Annotated in this window: 20 protein-coding genes; 9 read left to right on the forward strand and 11 right to left on the reverse strand. The window is 59.2% G+C overall.

What is annotated here, in order from left to right; translation table 11 throughout:
- The first annotated feature begins 1 nt into the window (after position 1).
- Both CCX46_RS29785 and CCX46_RS29790 read left to right on the forward strand, forming a co-directional pair.
- Positions 2-382 carry a RidA family protein gene (locus tag CCX46_RS29785; protein WP_127930234.1) on the forward strand — a complete coding sequence of 127 codons (381 nt, stop codon included), beginning with the start codon at positions 2-4 and terminating at the stop codon, positions 380-382.
- 66 nt (positions 383-448) lie between these two features.
- Entirely contained in the window at positions 449-1,189 is a 741-nt protein-coding gene (locus CCX46_RS29790) for a hypothetical protein (protein ID WP_127930235.1), read from the forward strand.
- Between the two features lie 139 nt (positions 1,190-1,328).
- Here CCX46_RS29790 and CCX46_RS29795 read toward each other — a convergent pair whose 3' ends face one another.
- Entirely contained in the window at positions 1,329-2,186 is an 858-nt protein-coding gene (locus CCX46_RS29795) for an SDR family oxidoreductase (RefSeq protein ID WP_127930236.1), read from the reverse strand.
- A 188-nt stretch (positions 2,187-2,374) separates the two neighbouring features.
- Between CCX46_RS29795 and exbB the strand changes: the two genes are divergently transcribed.
- From exbB to CCX46_RS29825, 6 genes are all read left to right on the forward strand, one after another.
- Positions 2,375-3,328: a tonB-system energizer ExbB gene (exbB, locus tag CCX46_RS29800; protein ID WP_127930237.1), complete on the forward strand. Its 954-nt coding sequence runs from the start codon at positions 2,375-2,377 to the stop codon at positions 3,326-3,328.
- Between the two features lie 6 nt (positions 3,329-3,334).
- Positions 3,335-3,763, forward strand: coding sequence for a TonB system transport protein ExbD (gene exbD, locus CCX46_RS29805; protein ID WP_007920333.1), 429 nt, complete (start codon positions 3,335-3,337; stop codon positions 3,761-3,763).
- Entirely contained in the window at positions 3,760-4,506 is a 747-nt protein-coding gene (locus CCX46_RS29810; RefSeq protein WP_127930238.1) for a TonB family protein, read from the forward strand. Before exbD ends, CCX46_RS29810 begins: the two co-directional genes overlap by 4 nt.
- 277 nt (positions 4,507-4,783) lie before the next feature.
- Entirely contained in the window at positions 4,784-5,713 is a 930-nt protein-coding gene (locus CCX46_RS29815; protein WP_007920331.1) for a hydrogen peroxide-inducible genes activator, read from the forward strand.
- A gap of 9 nt (positions 5,714-5,722) precedes the next feature.
- A complete protein-coding gene (gene recG, locus CCX46_RS29820) occupies positions 5,723-7,798 on the forward strand; it encodes an ATP-dependent DNA helicase RecG (RefSeq protein ID WP_127930239.1) in 2,076 nt (691 codons plus the stop codon).
- A gap of 79 nt (positions 7,799-7,877) precedes the next feature.
- Positions 7,878-9,278 (forward strand): aminoacyl-tRNA deacylase and HDOD domain-containing protein, encoded by a 1,401-nt coding sequence (locus tag CCX46_RS29825; protein ID WP_016985804.1) that lies wholly within the window; start codon positions 7,878-7,880, stop codon positions 9,276-9,278.
- Between the two features lie 64 nt (positions 9,279-9,342).
- Here CCX46_RS29825 and CCX46_RS29830 read toward each other — a convergent pair whose 3' ends face one another.
- The 3 genes from CCX46_RS29830 to CCX46_RS29840 all read right to left on the reverse strand — a co-directional run bounded on the left by CCX46_RS29830 (position 9,343) and on the right by CCX46_RS29840 (position 14,140).
- Positions 9,343-11,955 (reverse strand): hypothetical protein, encoded by a 2,613-nt coding sequence (locus CCX46_RS29830; protein ID WP_127930240.1) that lies wholly within the window; start codon positions 11,953-11,955, stop codon positions 9,343-9,345.
- A 272-nt stretch (positions 11,956-12,227) separates the two neighbouring features.
- Positions 12,228-13,583 (reverse strand): hypothetical protein, encoded by a 1,356-nt coding sequence (locus CCX46_RS29835; protein WP_177413887.1) that lies wholly within the window; start codon positions 13,581-13,583, stop codon positions 12,228-12,230.
- Between the two features lie 173 nt (positions 13,584-13,756).
- Complete coding sequence (locus CCX46_RS29840) at positions 13,757-14,140, reverse strand: helicase (RefSeq protein WP_039757355.1); 384 nt, start codon at positions 14,138-14,140, stop codon at positions 13,757-13,759.
- Between the two features lie 581 nt (positions 14,141-14,721).
- On the opposite strand from CCX46_RS29840, the gene CCX46_RS29845 reads away from it, so the two are divergent.
- Complete coding sequence (locus tag CCX46_RS29845; RefSeq protein WP_016985802.1) at positions 14,722-15,093, forward strand: DUF6124 family protein; 372 nt, start codon at positions 14,722-14,724, stop codon at positions 15,091-15,093.
- A gap of 57 nt (positions 15,094-15,150) precedes the next feature.
- On the opposite strand, the gene CCX46_RS29850 is transcribed toward CCX46_RS29845, so the two are convergent.
- The 7 genes from CCX46_RS29850 to CCX46_RS29880 form a co-directional block, all read right to left on the reverse strand.
- Positions 15,151-15,582, reverse strand: a complete 432-nt coding sequence (locus CCX46_RS29850; RefSeq protein WP_127930242.1) for a hypothetical protein — start codon at positions 15,580-15,582, stop codon at positions 15,151-15,153.
- A 67-nt stretch (positions 15,583-15,649) separates the two neighbouring features.
- Positions 15,650-16,723: a tetratricopeptide repeat protein gene (locus tag CCX46_RS29855; RefSeq protein ID WP_127930466.1), complete on the reverse strand. Its 1,074-nt coding sequence runs from the start codon at positions 16,721-16,723 to the stop codon at positions 15,650-15,652.
- Positions 16,724-16,725: 2 nt separating this feature from the next.
- On the reverse strand, positions 16,726-17,574 hold the full coding sequence (locus tag CCX46_RS29860) for a tetratricopeptide repeat protein (protein ID WP_127930243.1): 849 nt from the start codon (positions 17,572-17,574) through the stop codon (positions 16,726-16,728).
- On the reverse strand, positions 17,561-18,106 hold the full coding sequence (locus CCX46_RS29865) for a hypothetical protein (protein ID WP_127930244.1): 546 nt from the start codon (positions 18,104-18,106) through the stop codon (positions 17,561-17,563). The genes CCX46_RS29860 and CCX46_RS29865 overlap by 14 nt, the downstream gene beginning before the upstream one ends.
- 4 nt (positions 18,107-18,110) lie before the next feature.
- Positions 18,111-18,566, reverse strand: coding sequence for a hypothetical protein (locus tag CCX46_RS29870; RefSeq protein ID WP_127930467.1), 456 nt, complete (start codon positions 18,564-18,566; stop codon positions 18,111-18,113).
- A gap of 88 nt (positions 18,567-18,654) precedes the next feature.
- Positions 18,655-19,359 (reverse strand): hypothetical protein, encoded by a 705-nt coding sequence (locus CCX46_RS29875; RefSeq protein ID WP_238704365.1) that lies wholly within the window; start codon positions 19,357-19,359, stop codon positions 18,655-18,657.
- 20 nt (positions 19,360-19,379) lie between these two features.
- Complete coding sequence (locus CCX46_RS29880; RefSeq protein ID WP_127930246.1) at positions 19,380-21,830, reverse strand: alpha/beta hydrolase; 2,451 nt, start codon at positions 21,828-21,830, stop codon at positions 19,380-19,382.
- Between the last annotated feature and the right edge of the window lies 1 nt (position 21,831).

Raw genomic sequence — 21,831 nt, forward strand, 5'->3', positions numbered from 1 at the left:
CATGACCAAAACCGTAATCACCAGCGACAAGGCCCCGGCCGCCATCGGTACTTACTCCCAGGCGATCAAGGCAGGCAACACTGTTTACATGTCGGGTCAGATCCCTCTGGACCCAAAAACCATGGAACTGGTTGAAGGCTTCGAAGCCCAGACCGTCCAGGTGTTCGAGAACCTCAAAGCCGTGGCTGAAGCCGCTGGCGGTTCGTTCAAGGACATCGTCAAACTGAACATCTACCTCACCGACCTGAGCCACTTCGCCAAGGTCAACGAGATCATGGGCAAGTACTTCGACCAGCCGTACCCGGCTCGCGCTGCCATTGGCGTGGCTGCCCTGCCAAAGGGTTCGCAGGTTGAAATGGATGCCATTCTGGTCATCGAGTGATGCGCACGGCGCGGCCTTCAAAGCCGCGCCGACTGCTGCAAGAAAAGGTTTTGAAAGGATTCCACCATGCGCAAAGCGCTAGCTCTCCCGCTGCTCGCCATTTTCCTCGGCGGCTGCGCCAGCAACCCTGCCGACCGTGATATCAGCGGCACCTGGATCAACCAGGTGGCGATCGATGCCGCAGCCAAGGGCGGCCCCCTGCGCGAAGCGCTTCAGGCTTACGGCCCGAACCTTGAGTGGGACGTCAACACCAAGGCCAGTCAGGCCCGCTACACCAACGGTTTTGAGAACGTCGAAGGACGGCTGCTGGGTGAAAAATCCGGCGCCTGGAAAGTCGACTTCTATGGCAGTTCTGCCAGCGAGCTGAAACGCGACGGCGGGCAACTGCAGCAAGCCGCCAGCGAGAACGAACCCGAGCAGGTGTTCGACCGTGCACAGATTCCGGTGCCGGAAGGTGCGCCGATCGGCGCCAGTTTCGAACGTGCACTGTATTCGGCCTACATGGGCGGCAGCTGGAAAATCGCCAGTGGTCAGGGCGAAGGCGAAACGGTGCAGTTCCAGGCCGATGGCCAGGTATCTGGTTTACCCGGTGCCGACCGTTACGCCCTGTGCCTGGCAGGCGACTGCGCGTCGATGAGCAGCACCAACGACAATATGTGGCTGCAACTCAACGGTCAGGGCAATGCCTACATCTTTGCGCGCAAGGGCAAGGAACTGGAGATTTTCCAGGCCGTGAACACCGCGCTGGCGGATGAAATGCCGCAGTACACGCCGGGTGAGCGCAAGTGGTTGCTGGAGAAGCAGTAACCCGTCTCTGAAACCGCTGAAGATCAAATGTGGGAGCGAGCCTGCTCGCGAAAGCAGTGTGTCAGTCAAAGCAATGTTGCCTGATACACCGCTTTCGCGAGCAGGCTCGCTCCCACAGTTGTTTTGCGTTGTTAGAAAGTCAGCATTTACCGTCGAGGATCGCGGCGTAGCCCTCACGGTAGCTCGGGTACGTTGGCGTCCAGCCCAGGGCCTTTGCTCGCGCATTGCTGCAACGCTTGCTGCCCGTGCGCCGAACGCTGGCGTCTTCCGACCATTCGGTAACGCTCAGATACTCACGCAACCAGCCCACCACCTCGGCCAATGGCGCCGGTGCATCGTCGACACCGATGTAGAAATCCTCCAGCTTCACGCCCTGCCGAGCCTTCTCCAACAGGAATGCCAGCAACCCGGCCGCGTCGTCAGCATGAATCCGATTGCCATACAGCGGCGGCTCGACGGCTACGCGATAACCGCGACGCACTTGAGTCAGCAGCCATTCGCGGCCCGGCCCGTAGATCCCGGTCAAACGCAGAATGCTCGCAGGAATGCCACTCTTAAGCGCGACCTGCTCAGCCTCCAGCATCAATCGCCCGGAATAACCGGCAGCGATGGTCTCTGAGTTCTCATCGACCCACTCACCCTCCTGCTGCCCATACACACTGCTGCTGGAAACGAAAATCAGCCGCTCAGGCACCTGCCCATAGTCATCCAGCCAGCTCAGCACATTCTGCAAACCCTGCACATAAGCCGCGCGATAACCGGCTTCATCGTGATCGGTGGCCGCAGCGCAATACACCAGATAGTCCACCGCCCCCACCGGCCAGGTCGCCGGGCAGTCTTCGTTGAACAGGTCGCCGGCAACGCCAATCACCCCAGCAGGCAGCTTCGAAACGTCACGGCGCAGGCCATGAACTTCCCAGCCAGCCGCCAGCAATTGCTTGGCCAGACGACTGCCGACATCACCACAACCGGCAATCAAAACAGAAGGCGCGGACATCAAAAAACTCCTATCGGAAAGACACAGACTAGCCTCGGGACAGGACGAGCGGCTAGCAATGCAGGAAAAAAAGATACTCTATTACTTTTGTTAACAAGAATTACTTGCAATAATGCACGCCACTTTTGTTCTCGGCCTCACGAGGCCTGGTAGAGCATCACCGTTTTTCTATCTCAGGTCCGGCCAGCATGACACGTAATCAAATCCCCGCTTCGCCAACCAATCGACCTCGCGCCTGGAGCGCAGTGGCGGCTCTGCTGCTCAGCCTGATGCTGGCACCGACTGCCGCTTTCGCCGACGCCCAGGCACCTGCAACGCCAGCCGCCACCGAGCAAAGCGCACCAGCCGCCGCTCCGGCTGCCCCGGCCGCTACCGATCCGGTGCAAGCGGTTGACGCTGCCGACGCTCCTGAAGTTCTCGAAGCCGACAACAGCCTGGGCATGGCCCACGACCTGTCGCCGTGGGGCATGTACCAGAACGCCGACATCATCGTGAAAATCGTGATGATCGGTCTGGCCATCGCTTCCATCATCACCTGGACCATCTGGATCGCCAAAGGCTTCGAGCTGATGGGCGCCAAGCGTCGTCTGCGTGGCGAAATCGCCGCCCTGAAGAAAGCCACCACCCTGAAAGAAGCCAGCGCCACTGCCGGCAAGGAAGGCACCCTCGCCAACCTGCTGGTGCACGACGCCCTCGAAGAGATGCGCCTGTCGGTCAACAGCCGCGAGAAAGAAGGCATCAAGGAACGCGTCAGCTTCCGTCTTGAGCGTCTGGTTGCAGCCTGCGGTCGCAACATGAGCAGCGGCACCGGCGTCCTCGCCACCATCGGTTCCACCGCACCGTTTGTCGGCCTGTTCGGTACCGTTTGGGGCATCATGAACTCCTTCATCGGCATCGCCAAAACCCAGACCACCAACCTTGCCGTCGTGGCGCCAGGTATCGCTGAAGCGCTGCTGGCCACCGCACTGGGTCTGGTTGCCGCGATCCCGGCCGTAGTGATCTACAACGTCTTCGCCCGCTCCATCGCCGGTTACAAGGCGCAGGTTTCCGACGCCTCGGCAGAAGTGCTGCTGCTGGTCAGCCGTGACCTTGATCACCAGCCTGAGCGCAGCTCGCAGCCGCACATGGTCAAAGTGGGGTAATCGGCCATGGGCCTGCATTTGAAAGAAGGCGCAGACGACGATCTGGCCGAGAACCACGAAATCAACGTCACGCCGTTCATCGACGTGATGCTGGTGCTGTTGATCATCTTCATGGTGGCCGCTCCGTTGGCCACCGTGGACATCAAAGTCGACCTGCCTGCCTCGACCGCCAAACCGGCACCGCGGCCAGAGAAACCGGTGTTCCTCAGCGTCAAGGCTGACCAGCGCCTGTACATCGGCGACGATGAAGTCAAAGCCGAAACCCTTGGCGCCGTGCTCGACGCCAAGACCCAGGGCAAGAAAGACACCACCATCTTCTTCCAGGCCGATAAAGGCGTGGATTACGGCGACCTGATGAGCGTGATGGACAAACTGCGCTCCGCCGGTTACCTGAAGGTCGGTCTGGTCGGACTTGAGACGGCAGCCAAGAAATGATCACGACGCGCCATAAGCTGACGCGTTACAGCGGTAGCCTGGCCGTGGTGCTGGGCGTTCACGCGCTGGCCATCGCGCTGGCGCTGAACTGGACCGCCCGCCCGCCCATCGAATTGCCCCCACAGGCAATGATGGTCGAGCTGGCCCCGGTTCCGGCCCCGCCACCGCCTGCTCCGCCGAAAGTCGTCACACCGCCGCAGCCACCGGCTCCGGTTGAAGAGTTGCCGATTCCGAAGCTGGCCGAAGCACCGAAAGCTGAAATCGCGGTGCAGAAACCCAAGCCGAAGCCAAAGCCGAAACCGCCGAAGCCGGTCGAGAAGAAGCTGCCTGATCCACCGAAGGAAAAACCTTCCGAGGAGAAACCGGCCGACACTCAACCGACTCAGGCACCGACGGAGAAATCCGCCCAGCCTGCGCCGGGTCCGTCGCCGGCACAGTTGGCCGCCAAGGCCAGTTGGCAGGGCACCCTGCTCGCGCATTTGGCCAAGTACAAGAAGTACCCGCAAAGTGCTCAGGCGCGGGGCAAGGAAGGCTTGAACCGTCTGCGTTTCGTGGTGGATGCCGAAGGTAATGTGTTGTCGTTTGAACTGGTGGGCCGCTCGGGCAACGCTGATCTGGACCGGGCAACCCTGGAAATGATCCGCCGCGCACAACCGCTGCCCAAGCCACCGGCCGACATGCTGAACAATGGCTCGATTGAAATTGTTGCGCCGTTTGTTTACTCCCTCGAACGCCGCCGCTAAGCAACACCGCAATACCCTGTGGGAGCGAGCCTGCTCGCGAAGAGGTCGTGTCAGTCAGCCCATGCTTGTCTGACCCACCGCTTTCGCGAGCAGGCTCGCTCCCACAGTGGTTACGCGTTGAACGTTAGATCGAAATAGAGGCACCGAAAGGTGCCTTTTGCGTATCTGCCCGCGGCAAACCGACATTGCCCGGTGTCGCATTCCACACTCAGTCTGATAACGTGCGTCTATCGATTGCAGCCGGTATGCTTGGCCCGCATCTTCATGGACGCTTGCTATGACCCTCACAGAATTACGCTACATCGTTACCCTCGCCCAAGAGCAGCATTTCGGCCACGCCGCCGAACGTTGCCACGTCAGCCAGCCGACCCTGTCGGTGGGCGTGAAAAAGCTTGAAGACGAACTCGGTGTGCTGATTTTCGAGCGCAGCAAAAGTGCCGTGCGCCTGACCCCGGTCGGCGAAGGCATCGTCGCCCAGGCGCAGAAAGTCCTCGAACAAGCGCAAGGCATCCGTGAACTGGCCCAGGCCGGCAAGAACCAGCTGACCGCGCCGCTGAAAGTCGGCGCGATCTACACCGTCGGTCCTTACCTGTTCCCGCATCTGATTCCGCAACTGCACCGGGTCGCCCCGCAGATGCCGTTGTACATCGAAGAAAACTTCACCCACGTGCTGCGCGACAAACTGCGCAACGGCGAGCTCGACGCGATCATCATCGCCCTGCCGTTCAACGAAGCCGACGTGCTGACCCTGCCGCTGTACGACGAGCCGTTCTACGTGCTCATGCCGGCCCAGCACCCGTGGACACAAAAAGAAACCATCGACGCCGGCCTGCTCAACGACAAGAGCCTGCTGCTGCTCGGTGAAGGCCACTGCTTCCGCGATCAGGTTCTCGAAGCCTGCCCGACCCTGACCAAGGGCAACGACGGCGCCAAACACACCACGGTCGAATCCAGCTCGCTGGAAACCATTCGCCACATGGTCGCGTCCGGTCTGGGCATCTCGATCCTGCCGTTGTCGGCCGTCGACAGCCATCACTACGCCCCCGGCGTGATTGAAGTGCGGCCACTGTCGCCGCCGGTGCCGTTCCGCACCGTGGCCATTGCCTGGCGCGCGAGCTTCCCACGGCCGAAAGCCATCGAGATTCTCGCCGACTCCATTCGCCTGTGTTCGGTGGCCAAGCCAGCGGCACCGGTTACGGCCGGTTAAGCGAGCGTCATGACGGAGCTGTCGCAAGTGTCGGTGACGGCACTCAAGGGTGTCGGCGAAGCCATGGCCGAGAAACTGGCCAAGGTTGGTCTTGAGAATCTGCAGGACGTGCTGTTTCACCTGCCGCTGCGCTATCAGGATCGCACCCGCGTGGTGCCGATCGGCGCGCTGCGACCGGGACAGGATGCCGTGGTCGAAGGCACCGTCAGCGGCGCCGACGTGGTCATGGGCCGCCGTCGCAGCCTCGTTGTGCGCTTGCAGGATGGCACCGGCGGTCTCAGCCTGCGCTTCTACCATTTCAGCAACGCGCAGAAAGAAGGCCTCAAGCGCGGCACGCGGGTTCGCTGTTACGGCGAGGCCCGGCCCGGCGCCTCAGGCCTGGAAATCTACCACCCGGAATACCGCGCCATTACTGGTGACGAACCGCCGCCAGTCGATGAAACCCTGACCCCGGTCTATCCGCTCACCGAAGGTCTGACCCAAGCGCGCCTTCGTCAGTTGTGCATGCAGACGTTGACCCTGCTCAAGCCCGACACCCTGCCCGACTGGCTGCCGACCGAACTGGCGCGCGACTATCAATTGGCGCCGCTGGCCGACGCGATCCGCTACCTGCACAACCCGCCTGCCGATGCCGATGTCGACGAACTCGCCCTCGGTCATCACTGGGCGCAGCATCGTCTGGCTTTCGAAGAACTGCTGACCCATCAACTGTCGCAGCAACGTCTGCGCGAAAGCATGCGGTCGCTGCGCGCGCCAGCGATGCCGAAAGCGAAAAAGCTGCCGCCGAAATACCTGGCCAACCTCGGCTTCAACCCGACCGGCGCCCAACAGCGCGTCGGCAACGAAATCGCCTACGACCTCAGCCAGCACGAACCGATGCTGCGCCTGATTCAGGGCGACGTCGGCGCGGGTAAAACTGTGGTCGCGGCTCTCGCTGCATTACAGGCGCTGGAGGCCGGTTATCAAGTCGCGCTGATGGCGCCGACCGAGATCCTCGCCGAGCAACACTTCATCACCTTCAAGCGCTGGCTCGAACCGCTGGGCATCGAAGTCGCGTGGCTGGCCGGCAAGCTCAAGGGCAAGAACCGCGTTACCGCGCTGGAACAGATCGCCAGCGGCGCGCCGATGGTGGTCGGCACCCACGCGCTGTTCCAGGACGAAGTGCAGTTCAAGAATCTGGCGCTGGTGATCATCGACGAGCAGCACCGCTTCGGCGTGCAGCAGCGTCTGGCCCTGCGGCAGAAAGGCGTCGGCGGGCGCATGTGTCCGCATCAATTGATCATGACCGCCACGCCGATTCCGCGCACCTTGGCGATGAGCGCCTACGCCGACCTCGACACCTCGATCCTCGACGAACTGCCGCCCGGTCGCACCCCGGTCAATACCGTGCTGGTCACCGACACCCGCCGCGTCGAAGTCATTGAACGCGTACGCGGTGCCTGCGCCGAAGGGCGTCAGGCCTATTGGGTGTGTACGCTGATCGAAGAGTCGGAAGAGCTGACCTGTCAGGCCGCCGAAACCACGTTTGAAGACCTCACCCTCGCCCTCGGCGAGCTGAAAGTCGGGTTGATCCACGGGCGCATGAAACCCGTCGAGAAGGCCGCCGTCATGGCCGAGTTCAAGGCCGGCAACCTGCAGCTGCTGGTCGCCACCACAGTGATCGAAGTCGGCGTCGACGTGCCCAATGCCAGCCTGATGATCATCGAAAACCCCGAGCGCCTCGGTCTCGCGCAACTGCACCAATTGCGCGGGCGCGTTGGCCGGGGCAGCGCCGCCAGCCATTGCGTGCTGCTCTACCATCCGCCGCTGTCGCAGATCGGTCGTCAGCGCCTGGGCATCATGCGCGAGACCAACGACGGTTTCGTCATCGCCGAAAAAGACCTCGAACTGCGCGGCCCCGGGGAAATGCTCGGCACCCGCCAGACCGGTCTGCTGCAATTCAAAGTCGCCGACCTGATGCGCGACGCCGACCTGCTGCCCGCCGTCCGCGACGCCGCGCAAGCCCTGCTGGAGCGCTGGCCAACCCACGTCAGCCCATTACTCGATCGCTGGTTGCGCCACGGGCAGCAATACGGCCAAGTGTGAGCACCGTCGCAGTTTCTGACAGATCGTTCCGACCAAGCTGGTTATACTCCTGCCATTGTTTCAAAAACGGATACAGATCATGACCGAAGCCGCTCTCGCCCCCGAATCCCCGCACGCGCCGTCTGTCATTCGGCTGCTGCTAGGCAAGTTGGGCATCGCCTACGAAGAAGTGCTCGACCACCACGGCCTCAATGCATCGCGCAAGGTACAAGCCGTGTTGCTGGACGACGCCGTCGGCGCGCTGATGGTGCTGTTTCCGCAGAGCCAATTGCTCGACCTCAACCGCCTCGCCGAACTCACTGGCCGGCGTCTGACTGCCGTGTCCACCGAGCGCCTGGAAAAGATGCTCGGCAAACACAGCCTGAGCCTGCTGCCGGGCCTGCCGGCGCTGACCAGTTCGCCGTGCCTCTACGAAGAAAGCCTGCTGCGTGAACCGAAGCTGCTGATCAACTCCGGTGAGCCGGGCCTGCTGCTGGAAATCGCCAGCGAAGACTTCAAGACCATGCTGACCAAGGCCAGCGCCGCCAACTTCGGCGAAGCCCTGAGCAGCATCCGCCCGAACCTCGACCGCCCGGACGATGACCGCGAGGAAATCACCCAAGCCGTGCAGGCGTTCACCGCGCGGCGCATTCAGCAGCGTCTGGAAGCGACCATCGAAATTCCGCCGCTGGCCGAAACCGCGCAAAAAATCATCAAGCTGCGCGTTGACCCCAACGCCACCATCGACGACATCACCGGCGTCGTTGAAACCGACCCGGCGCTGGCCGCGCAAGTAGTGAGCTGGGCGGCGTCGCCGTACTACGCCTCGCCGGGCAAGATTCGTTCGGTGGAAGACGCGATCGTCCGCGTACTCGGCTTCGATCTGGTGATCAACCTTGCGCTGGGCCTGGCCCTCGGCAAGACCCTGAGCCTGCCCAAAGATCATCCGCAACACACCACGCCGTACTGGCAGCAATCGATCTACACCGCCGCCGTCATCGAAGGCCTGACCCGCGCCATGCCGCGCGCCCAGCGCCCGGAAGCCGGCCTGACGTATCTGGCCGGTCTGCTGCACAACTTCGGTTACCTGCTGCTGGCCCACGTGTTCCCGCCGCACTTCTCGCTGATCTGCCGCCACCTGGAGGTCAACCCGCACCTGTGCCACAGCTACATCGAGCAACACCTGCTCGGTATCAGCCGCGAACAGATCGGCTCATGGCTGATGCGCTACTGGGACATGCCCGACGAACTGGCCACCGCCCTGCGCTTCCAGCACGACCCAAGCTACGACGGCGCCTACGCCGAATACCCGAACCTCGTCTGCCTGGCCGTGCGCCTGCTGCGCAGCCGCGGGATTGGCTCCGGCCCGGATGAAGACATCCCGGATGCGCTGCTCGAACGCGTTGGTCTGACCCGCGACAAAGCCAACGACGTTGTCAGCAAAGTGCTTGAGGCCGAGGTGTTATTGCGCGAACTGGCTTCGCAGTTCAGCCAGGCCTGAATGCAAAGCGGGCAAGCGAGCTCCAGTTGGAGCGACGCTGCCCGCGATGTATTCAACCTCCGGCTTAAGCCGACTTGTCCAGGTAACGGATCACCCAGCCTTTATCGTACCCAGAGTCGGTGAAATACACTCCGCCCACCACGATACGCCCATCGTCCATTACCGCCATGCCGTGGGGGTATTCGAAACCCGCGCTTTCATTGAAAACGGTAAATCCCGAACCAAAGAAAGAGGCGTCGGGAGAACCATCCGCCAGAAAGCGTGCGGTGACCGCGCTGAGATTCTCATCAAGCACCCCAGTGCCACTGCTACCGCAAACGATGACTGAACCGTCCGTACGCGGCACGCAATGCAACCATCTGACACCTTGGGAGACAGGTGACGAAATCAGTGGTTGACCACCATTGAACACCCGATTGTAGGAGCCGCTGAAATTGAGCACTGCAATCAAGCCCTGATAGACGCCCTTCACCGCCGCACCGCCGGCCACAACGATCTTGTCGTCAACGATTGCCGCAACGTCCAGGCTGATCCATTGATCATGAGGCACGTCCACCGCGCCGTTGTTTCCAAAGTCTGCGTCAACCTTGCCCGTGGCGTTGAGACGGGTAACAAAGGCGCCATGCGCACTCTTCGCGAAGTAATGGCCGCAGATCACCACGGCGCCATCCGCCTGGGTCGCGATCGCTTGCGCAACGATGTCAGAAGGCGAAATCTCTGCAAGCTCTATGAACGCAAAGCCAGTGCCGTTGAAGGTCGTATCGGGAGAACCGTTCGGATCGAACCTCAGAGCGATACCTTTTGTCCGTCCGGCAGCATCCTCAACGGTACTGACCACGACGATTTTTTCGTCCAGTTGTTGCGCGACCAGTCCTGCTGCGCCAGCCACTGCGGCACCGCTGGCAGACGCTTGCACCACCCCGGTATATCCGCCGCCGCCCATCTTCGCGTAGGGAAGATAGAGCACACCTTGTTCCCCGAAAGACGTATGCAGTTGCCCGTCCTCGCGCTGTCTGACCAGCACCAGGCCCGTCGAGTTATTCGCGCCCTCTTCCGTGTACTGAGCACCAACCAGCCAACCGCCATCGCTCAGCGGTGTAAACCCGAGGATCCGACTCATGTAAAAACTTTCTTTCAGCCTGATCTCGACGTAGCCGGAGTCTCCTCCACCGAAAGCTGAGTCGAGAGCACCGTCTTCAAGCAGGCGAACGATCCGTGTAGGCGCACCGGGTGTTGAAAGGCGAACGGCAACCAGCAATTTGTTTTGCGGCAGCGCCAGCAGTGCCCTGACGTCATATCCCGAGAACCCGGGAAACGGAAATCTGAGGATGCCACCGTCGCCGAACGTCGGATCGTTATTCAAGGATGGCGTGCCCGCCAGATAGCGCACGAAACGCCCAGGGACTTTGGGAAGATCAGAATGGACGGAGAGTTCGATGCACACCACGATCCGGCTGTCCCCCATGACGGCCAAACCTCGCGCGAAGGCTTCCCCTGCGCTGTCTTCAAACAACGCATGCCCCGTACCGTTGAAAGCCGTATCCGGTTTTCCATCAGCAAGAAAACGCGCCGTCACCACGGCTGACTCACCCTGCCCGACAACAACGATCGAACCACCCGCCTGAGAGGTATGCGTCCACGCCAACCCTTTCAGTAACGGCGAAAACAGCGGCTTGCCACCATTGAACACAAGGTTTGCCGCGCCGCTGGTCGTGAATGCAGCGATCAACCCACCGTCGAGACCATTACGCAGGGCTTGGCCCGCGACGATAATCCTGCCATCGCCTTCACGTACCGAAATCGATTGCAGAAAATTCTCGCCTTCGTCGTCGGGAATCAACAAGGCCAGGCCGTTGTTGAATCGACTGTCCAGCGCGCCATTTGTGTCCAGACGCGCCAGAAAAACTCCACGGCCTCCCGATCCGTCCTGGTATGCACCGCAGACCAGCACCTTGCCATCAGCTTGAACGGCAATGCCGTTGGCGGTATTCGATGTGGCGACATCCACAACCACATAGCCCGAACCGTTGAATGATCGATCGAGGGAGCCATCCGCTTGCAGACGTATCACAACGCCCACTGGCAATGGCGCATCAGCAAAAAACACGAGATGAAGCAGGACGATTTTGCCGCCCACCTTCAGGGCCGTTGACCGTAATGAAGCGTGCGCAGTCTGAGAGAACCTGCTGCTCGGATGACTGGTCTTGCGCGGCGCGCTAGCGGGGTCGGGGTTGCCATAATGGGAGATGAACCGCACGCCGTTGGTGCCGAACGTTTCGTTCAGTTCACCGGTCTTTTTCAGGCGGACCAGTGCGAGGCCAACGTCATCGGAGGTAGTCGAGAAATACTGAAGGCGTATCAGCCAACCATCATCCTCGAGCGCATCGAGACCGGAGACATAGCTGATCCGAGCCCCTTCCAGCGCTATTTCAACGAAACCTCTGCGCGCCGGACCGAAGGTCTCGTCCAGCGAACCGTCGTCATTCAGCCTCGCAATGGCAACCGGGACATTCGCTCCCGTTAAAGGTATCGCAACGAGTAATTTAGAATCGGGAAGCGCCAAGACCGCCGCCGCTTCGTCGCCCGCAATGCCGGGTATCGGTAAGGTCAGCACGCCATCCTGAGCAAATGTCGGATCGAGAGACTTGGGGGTCGAAATACTGTGTGTCTGCGTCATGAGCTTGCTCCATCAAGTCAGTGAAGTACCTTAATGCTGGAACTGGAACTTGAGTAGAGCATCGCCATGGCGCACAAAACACCTGATAGAAATGACAGTCCGGCTGTCTTTGTGAGCCTGAATAATGGCCTTACAAGACAGGCACATGTTTATTCAATGCGCTTGCATGGATTTATTGGAATTGGCCTCACAGTTCAGTCAGGCATAAAAAACCCGCTCTCACGAGATCATTCTTATTCGTGAGAGCGGGCCATCAGAGCATTGTTTATTGATCAGGCAATGAAGCGTGCTATCCAGCCGCTTGAGGGTAGACCCGACAGGCGCACATACTCACCGCAGATGACGATCTTGTTTTGCGCGGTGACTTGCAGATCCAAACCAAACTCCAGTTTCTCAGGCTTATTAAAAGATACCCACCCACTGCCGTTGAACTCCGAATCAAGTTCGCCGGTAAGGCAATAACGTGCACAGACGGCATGCGTCTCGTCAGTAGTAAACACTCCGCCGCTGCTGCCGGCGACAATCAACTTGCTTTCATCCCCATCGCCAAAGGCGCAACTCGACCAAGTCTGACCAATCTCAGGCACAACTTTGGTATACAACGGTTGGCCATTGTTAAAAAGGGGGTGAGGTGAACCGTCCGCACTGAGTACGACAATCACCCCTTCACCACCAACCCAGCCTTCAACGTCCTGCCCTCCTACCAAAGCAATGATTCCGTCCTTTTTCCTCACGGCAATATCGCGGAAAGTCGGCAGCCGACCAGAGGACAGAATGGTTGTCCTGAACTTATCATCCCGTATTCCATCTGTTGTGAAGCGCACGGCATAAACACCAAGGGTGCCTTCATCACTAAAGGTGCCATACACCACCAAGCCACCGTCCGCTTGAACAGCCACTCCGCTGGCAGCGTTTATAGCGGCCGGCCCCAACTCAGTCAGTTCAACAGTAGCCGAACCGGTTTTGTTGAAGGTACTGTCAAAAGTGCCATCAGGATTGAGTCGCACGACCAAGCCTTTGGTTTGCCGTGTAGCAGGATCAATACCAGAAGAGACCAGAGCTATTTTGCCGTCTGACAACTCGATACCGGACGCTCCAGAATGGGCGCTGCTCTGAATAGAAGGCTGATCATCATGGCTTGAATTTTGGCCGGCGCGTGCAAACCTTGCCCCTCTGTTTAGCGTTGTGGGTATAGAAAAGGACGGGAAGGTAACCACGCCGCCTTCACCAAACTTATCGTTGAGTCGACCGTCCGGCAGTAGCTGGATCTCAACAAAACCGCCTTCACCCGACGACCGGGAAGCGTATTCAACTGTAACCAGCACCCCTCCATTGCTCAGCAAGCTTGCGCGAAATTTTCCTAATAAAATTTTATCCCCTGTCGAAATCCGTGCAAAACCTTGCTGGTTTTCGCCAAACCCGGAGCCAACATCGAGCCGCCCCTCTTCAGTAAGCCGTGCGACTACAAAGCCAGGGAACCTGACTGCCTCATTCGCCACGACGAGCAGTCTACCGTCAGGCAAAGAAAGGACAGCGTGCGGGGCAATGCTGACAAATTCAGGAAACTCCCAATTGAGTATGCCGTCATTGGCAAATGTTGAATCAAGCTCACCTGCTTGTACGGTCATGTTGATAACTCTCCAATCCGGATAAGTCCCTTTACTGCTGGACGCCCCCATCAAGCCTCAACATGCAAACAAAAACACCTGTCATTTCTGACAGGTTTTCATGGCCGTACGCGCCAATTAACCGACTTATCGAGCCAAGCCTGGCACCCACCGCATTTTAGAAAAATGGCGCTTCAAGCCTTGGGCTTGGCCTTTCTTGGTTTCAAATACTTCATCAACCCTTGAAACCACATCACCAGCGCCGGGTTGCCCTTGAGCTGGATCGACTTGTCCTGAATCCCCTGCATAAACGCCAACTGCTTGTTCTTCGCCTGCATCGTCGCAAAGCCATAACCGGCATCTTTAAACGCAATCGCAAACGCCGGCTCTGCCACCACGCCAGACTTGCTGGTGATGCGCTGATCCTTGACCACGAAATGCCGCGCCACTTTCCCGTCCAGCGTCTGCAACTGAAACACCAGATCCTTGTCACCCAACTGCTGCTGGAACGCAGGATTTGTCCGGCTGGCCTTACCCATCAACAAACCCATCATCCACAGAAGAAAACGAAATTTCATGCGCACAGCCTCAAAAGGAAAATGAACGGCCGGGGCAGTGTAAGGGATTCGGACGATAACGCCAGTATCTGACGCTGTTGGAAGAGGATGCTGACTATTCCCCGCACGATGACCGCCAAGTCACGATTCAGCGCTCGCCCACTGATCGTTCCCCCGCTCCGCGTGGGAATGCATCCCGAGACGCTCCGCGTCTCACCACTCACCTTTCCTACACCTGTTGAAACACATCCCTGTAGGAGCTGGCGAAGCCTGCGATCTTTTGATCTTCCGGCCCGCGAATCTATGGGAAATTTCCTGCAAAGTGCGGTGCTGTCCATGAACTAGGCGAGTTGGTGCGGTGGGGATAGGATCTGTGGGTCGCCGCAAAATCGGTGATACGGACGTGCAAGTCCAGACTCGTCATGCATTCAGTTATGGCTATTCGCCGAGTGTTTTCCTATGCTCGCGAACTGTTATGGCGGCTGTGTATGGGAGGCCTTCGGGTCTGCCGGTTTCCGAGTCCGGTCTTGCACACCTATACACAGCTGCCACCCTTTCGAAGCAAGCGAAACGGTGTTGGCTCCATAACTCGGAAAATACCTATGATCAAACCAACACCCAATCCCCCAGAAAACCCGGATATTTCGCCCTACGAATCTCTGGAATCAAAGAAATTCCACGAAGCCGCCGAGCGCGCCCTCGACCACCATTTCAAACCAGCCGTCGAACCACACCCCAAACGCGAGAACGGCCTCTTCAAACTCTCCCCCGGCACCGACGCCGAAGCCCTCATGGCCAACGCCTCCGAAGACCTCCTGTCCATCAGCGTCATCGCCTGCGACCTCGCAGACGACCTCCACGGCTCCCGCCGCTCGGTTGCACTGGCCCTGAGCAGAATGGCGGACGGGGTGAGATTGATGGTGGAAGGAACGCTCGACCAGATAGAAGTGCGAAGCGTGGCGGCCAAGCCGTAGCGAGATTTGCGGATGAAAAAAGGGGACGTTAAGTCCCCTTTCTGAATATTCCCTGCTTCACCACTGGCAACCTGTTTCAGATTTCGAATCCACGTTGTAATCGTTTTCAAACGAATACTTCTTTGCAGATTTGTAATTCGTATACGTCATCGCATCAACCCGGCCACCCTGAGTGACCATCTGATACTCACCTGTCAGTGCGCCATCAACTACTTCAACCCAAGTTGTCGTGTACTGGTAGGGCCGGCCATACACGAGTTCTTCTTGTTCAGTATTGCGATGAACCAGAGTGATGGCCTTCTTCGACTTGCTGTACTTGACGCCAGCACCGCTCCACTTGGCGACAGAATCGTAATAGGTTCTGAACTCAAAATTTATGGGCTTGCCTTCGTCGGAGCGGAAGCAAAAAACCTCGGTCGTGACCTCGCTATGAGCCGCCAGAGGAACGAAAGCGAGCAACGCGGAAAACAATGCAGACGAAAATTTCAAACCGAACATTCCTTTAGCGGTTCATGGGTAATAAAAAACATGCTTTCAGCAACTCAACGAGCGCTGGTCACGCCTCTGGCGCCACAGCGCTGCGCTCAACCACCCTCGCCGGGATCTTCGAAGCCTTTCCCGCTTCCGACATACGCGATGCGTATTGCTTGTACGCCGCCACCGCCCGCTCTTTATCGTTCACGGCCCAATAACTGTCAGCGAGATTCAGGTAAGCAACCGTCCTGTTTGGGTGGCTAGCAATCACTGCGTTGAGCAACTCAATCGACTCAGCGTAGTAACCCGCCTCGCCGAGCAGAAAACCGAGGTCGTTGGACCAGCCGGGACGCTGCGGGTAGTAGTACTTTGCGACGATATAGCTATCCGGGGGACAAGTGTCATGCGGGCCACCGCCCATCAACGCGTAGCTCATCGTATCCTTGAAGGAAGAGTCATCACCCTTTCGGTAGGCTGCCAGCGCCATATCCAGCAAATCAGCCGAATCGACGGTCATCAATTTCTTTCTCACGCCCTTAATACTGCCAGTACGAGCAACCTGCAGCTTCTGCAGCGCCTCACGCCCATCGAAAGAGGCCAGGGTGATTGGGCCCAACGTCTGCACCGGCAACTCCACTACGCTGACAAGCGACCGGTCACAGGAGTCGTTGTTCGCCACTTCCAGCAGAGCTTTCAGCTCAAACTGCTTTGAACCTCTGTTGAAGGCGAACAACAGGTTGAAGTTGTAAACCGCGTTATCTTCCTCGCTGGTTACCAGCGCGATGTAATCCCCAGCCTCAACGAACGGCTGCTTTACCACAGCTTCCTCAGCCTGCGGATCAATGACAGTCATGACGCCAGGGCGACCTTTGAGTACATGGACGCTGAAGACACCCTGAAGCGCAGACGAGTACTGACTCTTGATCAGAGGCAGCGCCTTCGACGTATCGAGCAATATGTCCTCGTTACGTGCTTGTTCCGGCGCAATCAACAACCGGTTGGAGGCCTCGTCCGCACCTCCTGCCAGAACAAATACGTTTTGCCGTGATGCATCACCCAGCAAGCTAGCCGGAATTTCCTTGAGGACTTGCGGGGCAGCAAATGCGTAGGAAGTGGATAGAAGCCCAAGGCTCAACACGATAAAGCGGAAGAACATATTCACTGTCTCAGTCCCTGAATTTTAGATCGCTCAACAACGCGTTGCGGAATCTTCTGCGCTTTACCGGCGGCACTCATCGCGTCGCGGTACTCGCGGTAATAACGCTGCGCTTCTTCTTTCCGATCAAGGCGCCAGAGTGAATCGGCGATGTTCAATATCAGTACCGTGCGTTTACCAACGGCCTCAACGCCGCGATAAAACTTCAGCGCCAGCTCATCTCTACCGCCCTCGGCCAGATAAAAACCGAGGTCGTTGTACGCCTGAACATTTTGTGCCGGGGGATGGCACGCCATGTAGGATTCGGGACTCAAAAAAGTCAGGCCCGATTCGATAGAATCAGCGCGGGACTGCGCAGCTTTGATGGTCGAGATATATTTCAACCACTCCTTCGGGGACTCCGTTTCCAGGCTAGGTGTGAGGACTTCGCCATCTTCCGAAAACCACTGATTACCCACCCATTTGCCGAGACAAAAACGAGGGGAACGCTCGGCCAGCACGCAACCGGTTTCCATGGAGATCACATCGCAATGCTGTTGCGACACGAGTTTTTCTTCTTGATTCTCGTCCGACACAATGCCGAAGACCACCGGGTCGAGCAATAAGGTTTTCTTGTCAGGGCTTAGCCAGTCCGAGTGTCCATCAGCGCCAACATCGGCACTGAAGAGCGGGAAGGTTTTGCCGTTGGCGGTGAACCATGCGGTCGCCGAATCCACACCAGGCATCGTCCATTTTGTCGCTCTAAACGTCACGGTGTGCCCATCGATACCGACTATTGGCGGATCCTCGGCAAAGGCACTTGTGGCGGCAAGAACGCTGCCGATCATCAACACCCACTTAAGGCTGGCCATAGACGATCCTCTTCACCGCCGGGCTTTCTGACATTAACTGTCTCTTCGTAACGCCATAGGCCTTGATCAGCTCGTCCCGAGATCCCTTCGAGCCAAAAGAGCGTTGGTTATTATCGAAGCTGTATTGCTCCAATCGCCCTGCTGTCGAGTAATACCCATGCCACTCCGCGCAGGCACCGCAACCGCCATATCCGCCTATCGAAACAAGACTGCCCTTGGTGCCTTCCACGCAATCCATCGCCACAACGACATTGCTCAACATTTTCGTCTTCGCACCGTCGGAAGTGAGCTGTGAAACTTTGCTGATATCGCGTCGAAGCGCCTTGCTACCGATGTTGATGGTCTGGTCGGAGCAGACCGGGATGACGTGGGTTTGCGCACCATCCACCGTCACCGATCGGCAGGACGACACCAACACCACTTCAACACCGCCGCACTGCATGACATCGCGCTGGGTAAAGGCGTCCGAAGGCGCGGCGAAGGCTGGCAGAGAGAGCAGCAGCGAAAGGCTGCCCGCGAGAAGACGGTTCATCCACTCACTCCTCATCCATCGGCGACGATTCCACGTCGGTCATGATCAGCAGCCGGAATTCGTTATTCACAAATTCGTAGTAACGGTCCCGGTTACCACTTTCCAAAGCATTCCCTTGGGCATCTTCTTCGCCGTCGAGCGTGATGCCGGACACGATGATCATGCGGCTCTCGGGTTGGTAAACCATGCCGAACGTGCTGCCGTCGTAAGCATTCGGCAGACCGCCAACGACTTCCCCAGTCTGAGCGTCCAGCACTTCGCCGCAAATTGCGCTGCCGCCACAGCCGAGCCTGTGAAGGATGTAATGGCCGGCGAAGTTGACCTTGCCTTTCAGGGCTTGCCCCCGTGCCTGATCCATCATTGGGCTGCTGCTCTCTTGCGGCACCAGCTTATGGTTGGGGCCGGTGAAAACTGGCGTGACGGTGTAATCCTTGAAGGCTGGATCGGCAGCGAATGCCATGGACGCGGCAGCCAATATCAAGCTGCCGAGAAGAACCGAAAATCCTTTCACGCTGTAGCTCCGTCGACGTAATGCATTTTGGGGATGTTCATTCGAAGGCAATGCCGCGCACCGCTTTCTTGATTTGTTCGAATCCTTCGTTGCTGATCGCCAACGGGGCGGATGAACCTGATTCCGCCGAGCCGATCAGCACAGCTTTACCTCGCAGCAAGCAAAAAGCGATGCGGGTAATGTGCCGTCGTGATTTGTCGTGGAAACCGAAGATGAAACCCGAAGAACTCTCCCCGCCCCATTGTTCGAAGTTGTAGGTGTTCGCACGACCCGCCAGAGAGTTGGGCACCCAGCCCTGATCGGTACGAGTCGCCGGACACCTGGGGTCGTTGTCGTCACGCAGGACTTGCACCGCAAACACATCGTCTACCGGGGGTTTCCAGTCGGTGAGAAGCGAAAAGTACTCCAAGTTTTCACACATCAAACCAAACCACGGCTGGCTGAGGTCACCGTGTTTCTCGAAGTGCCAGTCGGCACCACTCGACGTCTGCGCTTGCCACAAGCTGGGGGCGCTTGACGGTTTGGGCAGTTGTTTGGCTGCGATAAATACCGAATAGAAATCGTCGAACTTCAGCCATTGGTTCTGCAGCAGCGGCATTGAGAACCGACACGAACCCATGTCTACAATTGTCTCGGTCGGGCCTTGCGCAACCGGCGACTGGCCGGGCTCGTTACCGACCAATACAGGACCTGCGCCAGTCACATAACCCACCTGTAAAAACGCGACCAGACCAAAGATCAATTCGCGGAGGTATCGTAGTTTCACTTCGTATCCTTCGAATTCATCAGTTCCAACTCACCATCCCGATACAACACCTCACACCCCACCCACGCCGGATCCACCTGCGGCATCACCGCCGACGGCTTGCGCAATTCGCGCAACAGAGTCGAGCCATGCGACAACCGCCCACCCATCCGGGCAATCACCGCCCGCGCCGCTTGATAGTGGGCATGCCGCCCCGGATCGAGGGTGTCTTCGAGCAGGATGTCGGCGCCGAGGACGCCTTGCACCTGCCCCGGATAAATCATAAACCCGGTCGCCTGCTCGGCACCTTCGCGACCGTCCTGCCAGAAGCTGCCGTCACGGGTGCGCACATCGGGGTGCGGTGCAAACCAATGTTCGCGATCCGCCAACGGCATGGCGTGGTGCAGGCGGAAGAAGATGCGCATGAGGTTGTCGCGGTACCACTCGCGCACTTGCAGGTAGTAGCCGCGCAGGCCCGGCAGGCCGCTCGAATGGGCGAGGCGGATCAGAGCTGGCCATTGCGGGAATGGCTGCAGCGGCAGATCGCTCGACGCGGACCGAGGCGTAGCAGGATCGGTTTCCCACGGCAATCGATGTGGACTGTTTTCTAGATTGTCGTAAGCGGTCGGCGGACGGCCCAACTTGTCGCCGCCACTGCTGGCCAACGCTGTGGCGATACACAGATTGCCTTGCACCACGAACACGTAAAACCGGGTGAACCAGTCCGCGAGTTGTTGGCCATCGGCAGCTTGGGCGACGAGTTCGGCCAGTTCCCGATCGAAGCGCTGCAAGCCGTTTTCAAGATTCAGCAAATGGCCGCGAGCCTTGCGTTGCATACGCAAAAACAGCGGCAACGAACGCAGCATCTTCAGCGGATGCCACGGCAGATGCGGCGTCGCGCCGCCGACTTCACCGGCGTAGTTCGCGGCGCTGATGCCCCAGTCGGCCAGCCGGGCAAGAAACAGATCATTGTTGATATAGGACGCGCCGCCGAACACGGCGGTGAACGGCTCGTTGTCCTGCAACACCCGCGCATCCCAACGCGCCATGATCGCCGGGATACTCGCGGCTGCGCGGCGCTGGGCGTACTCCACCAGTACGCTCGGTTGCGGCGGCAGGATCTCGGCAATATTGGCGGCAGTCAGGTGGCGGCGCCAGCCGTAGTCGCTGATCGGCCGGTATTGCAGCAGCCAAAGTTGCGAGCCATCCCAGGCCCACTCGACATCGCCGGGCACGTAGTGGAACACGCGCAACACGTCTTGCAGAAAGCGCCAGAGCAGGTCTTCGGTCAAACCGTGGGACGGCGTGAACGTGCCGCTGCGCCAGGCATCGCCGAGCCGCGAAAGCGTTGCCCGTGAGGGGCTGACGTGACCGTCGGCGAGCGATTCTAGATGGCCTTCAACCCACTCCAGTTCTACCGAGAGATGGCGCACGAAAGCGATCCCGGACACTACCGGGGTGATGAAGCGCTGCACCACCACTTCCTCGACGCCTTCGGCCGTCAGTTCGGCGATGCGTTTCGGCACGTTGGCGGTCGGCTCGCGCAGATAGGTTGTGCTCAATCCGGCATTCGCCGAATCGGCCTGATCTTCGCCATAACTGGAGGAGCGCACCGCCCAGGTCACATCAGGTTGGGCGGCGAGAAATGCCGGCAGACGCGGATCGCTGCAATCGTTGAGCGTCAACGCCGCCGGCACCGCTTGCCGCGCCAGTTCGGCCAAGCGCAAACGACCGCCCTTGGTGTGCGCGACAAACCCGCGCTCGCCCGACTCCAGCCAGTGCGCGAACTGCGCGGGCGAGTCGATCCACGGGTAATGACCCCAACCGGGTTTGAGGCTGATGGTCAGATCGGCGCGGGCGAGAATCGCCGACCACGCTGCCGCTTGCTCGATGCCGAGCACGGCGTCCTGATCGCCCCAGACCAGCTCGACCGGATCGGTGATCCACTCCAGCAGAGGCAACGCAGTATCAGCGCGGATCAAGTCCCAATGCGGCACAAACGCCCGGCAACGCGCATAACCGGCGCCCATGCGCTGGTACTGTGCGGGCGTCCAGGTCTGGTTGGAAAACTTACGCGCGAACAGCGTCGGTTTGTTCGCCAGCAGCCAGTGAATGGTCTTGCGGATTGGCAGCGGCGACATCAATGCCGGCAAGCGACGCTGCCACAAAAATGCCCCAACCGGCGCCAACAGAACACTGCGCGAAAAGTGCCCGGGCCGACGTTGCAACGCATGCAACACCAGCAACGCATTGACCCCGACCGCCATGATCGCGCTGCCCTGCTGCGTCATCGCCAGCAAGGTCTGCGCGTAGTCCGCCAGATCCTCGCAAGGCGGCTGCGGATTCGCGCCGAAGCCCGGCAACTCCAGCGGCACCACGTCGTAGCGCTGGAAGTGTGGCAGCGCGTCGTCCCACCAATCGGCAGCGCTACCGTTGCCGGCCAGCAGGTACATCAACGGCTTGCTCATG

It is taken from the genome of Pseudomonas sp. RU47 (assembly GCF_004011755.1).
Lineage (GTDB): Bacteria > Pseudomonadota > Gammaproteobacteria > Pseudomonadales > Pseudomonadaceae > Aquipseudomonas.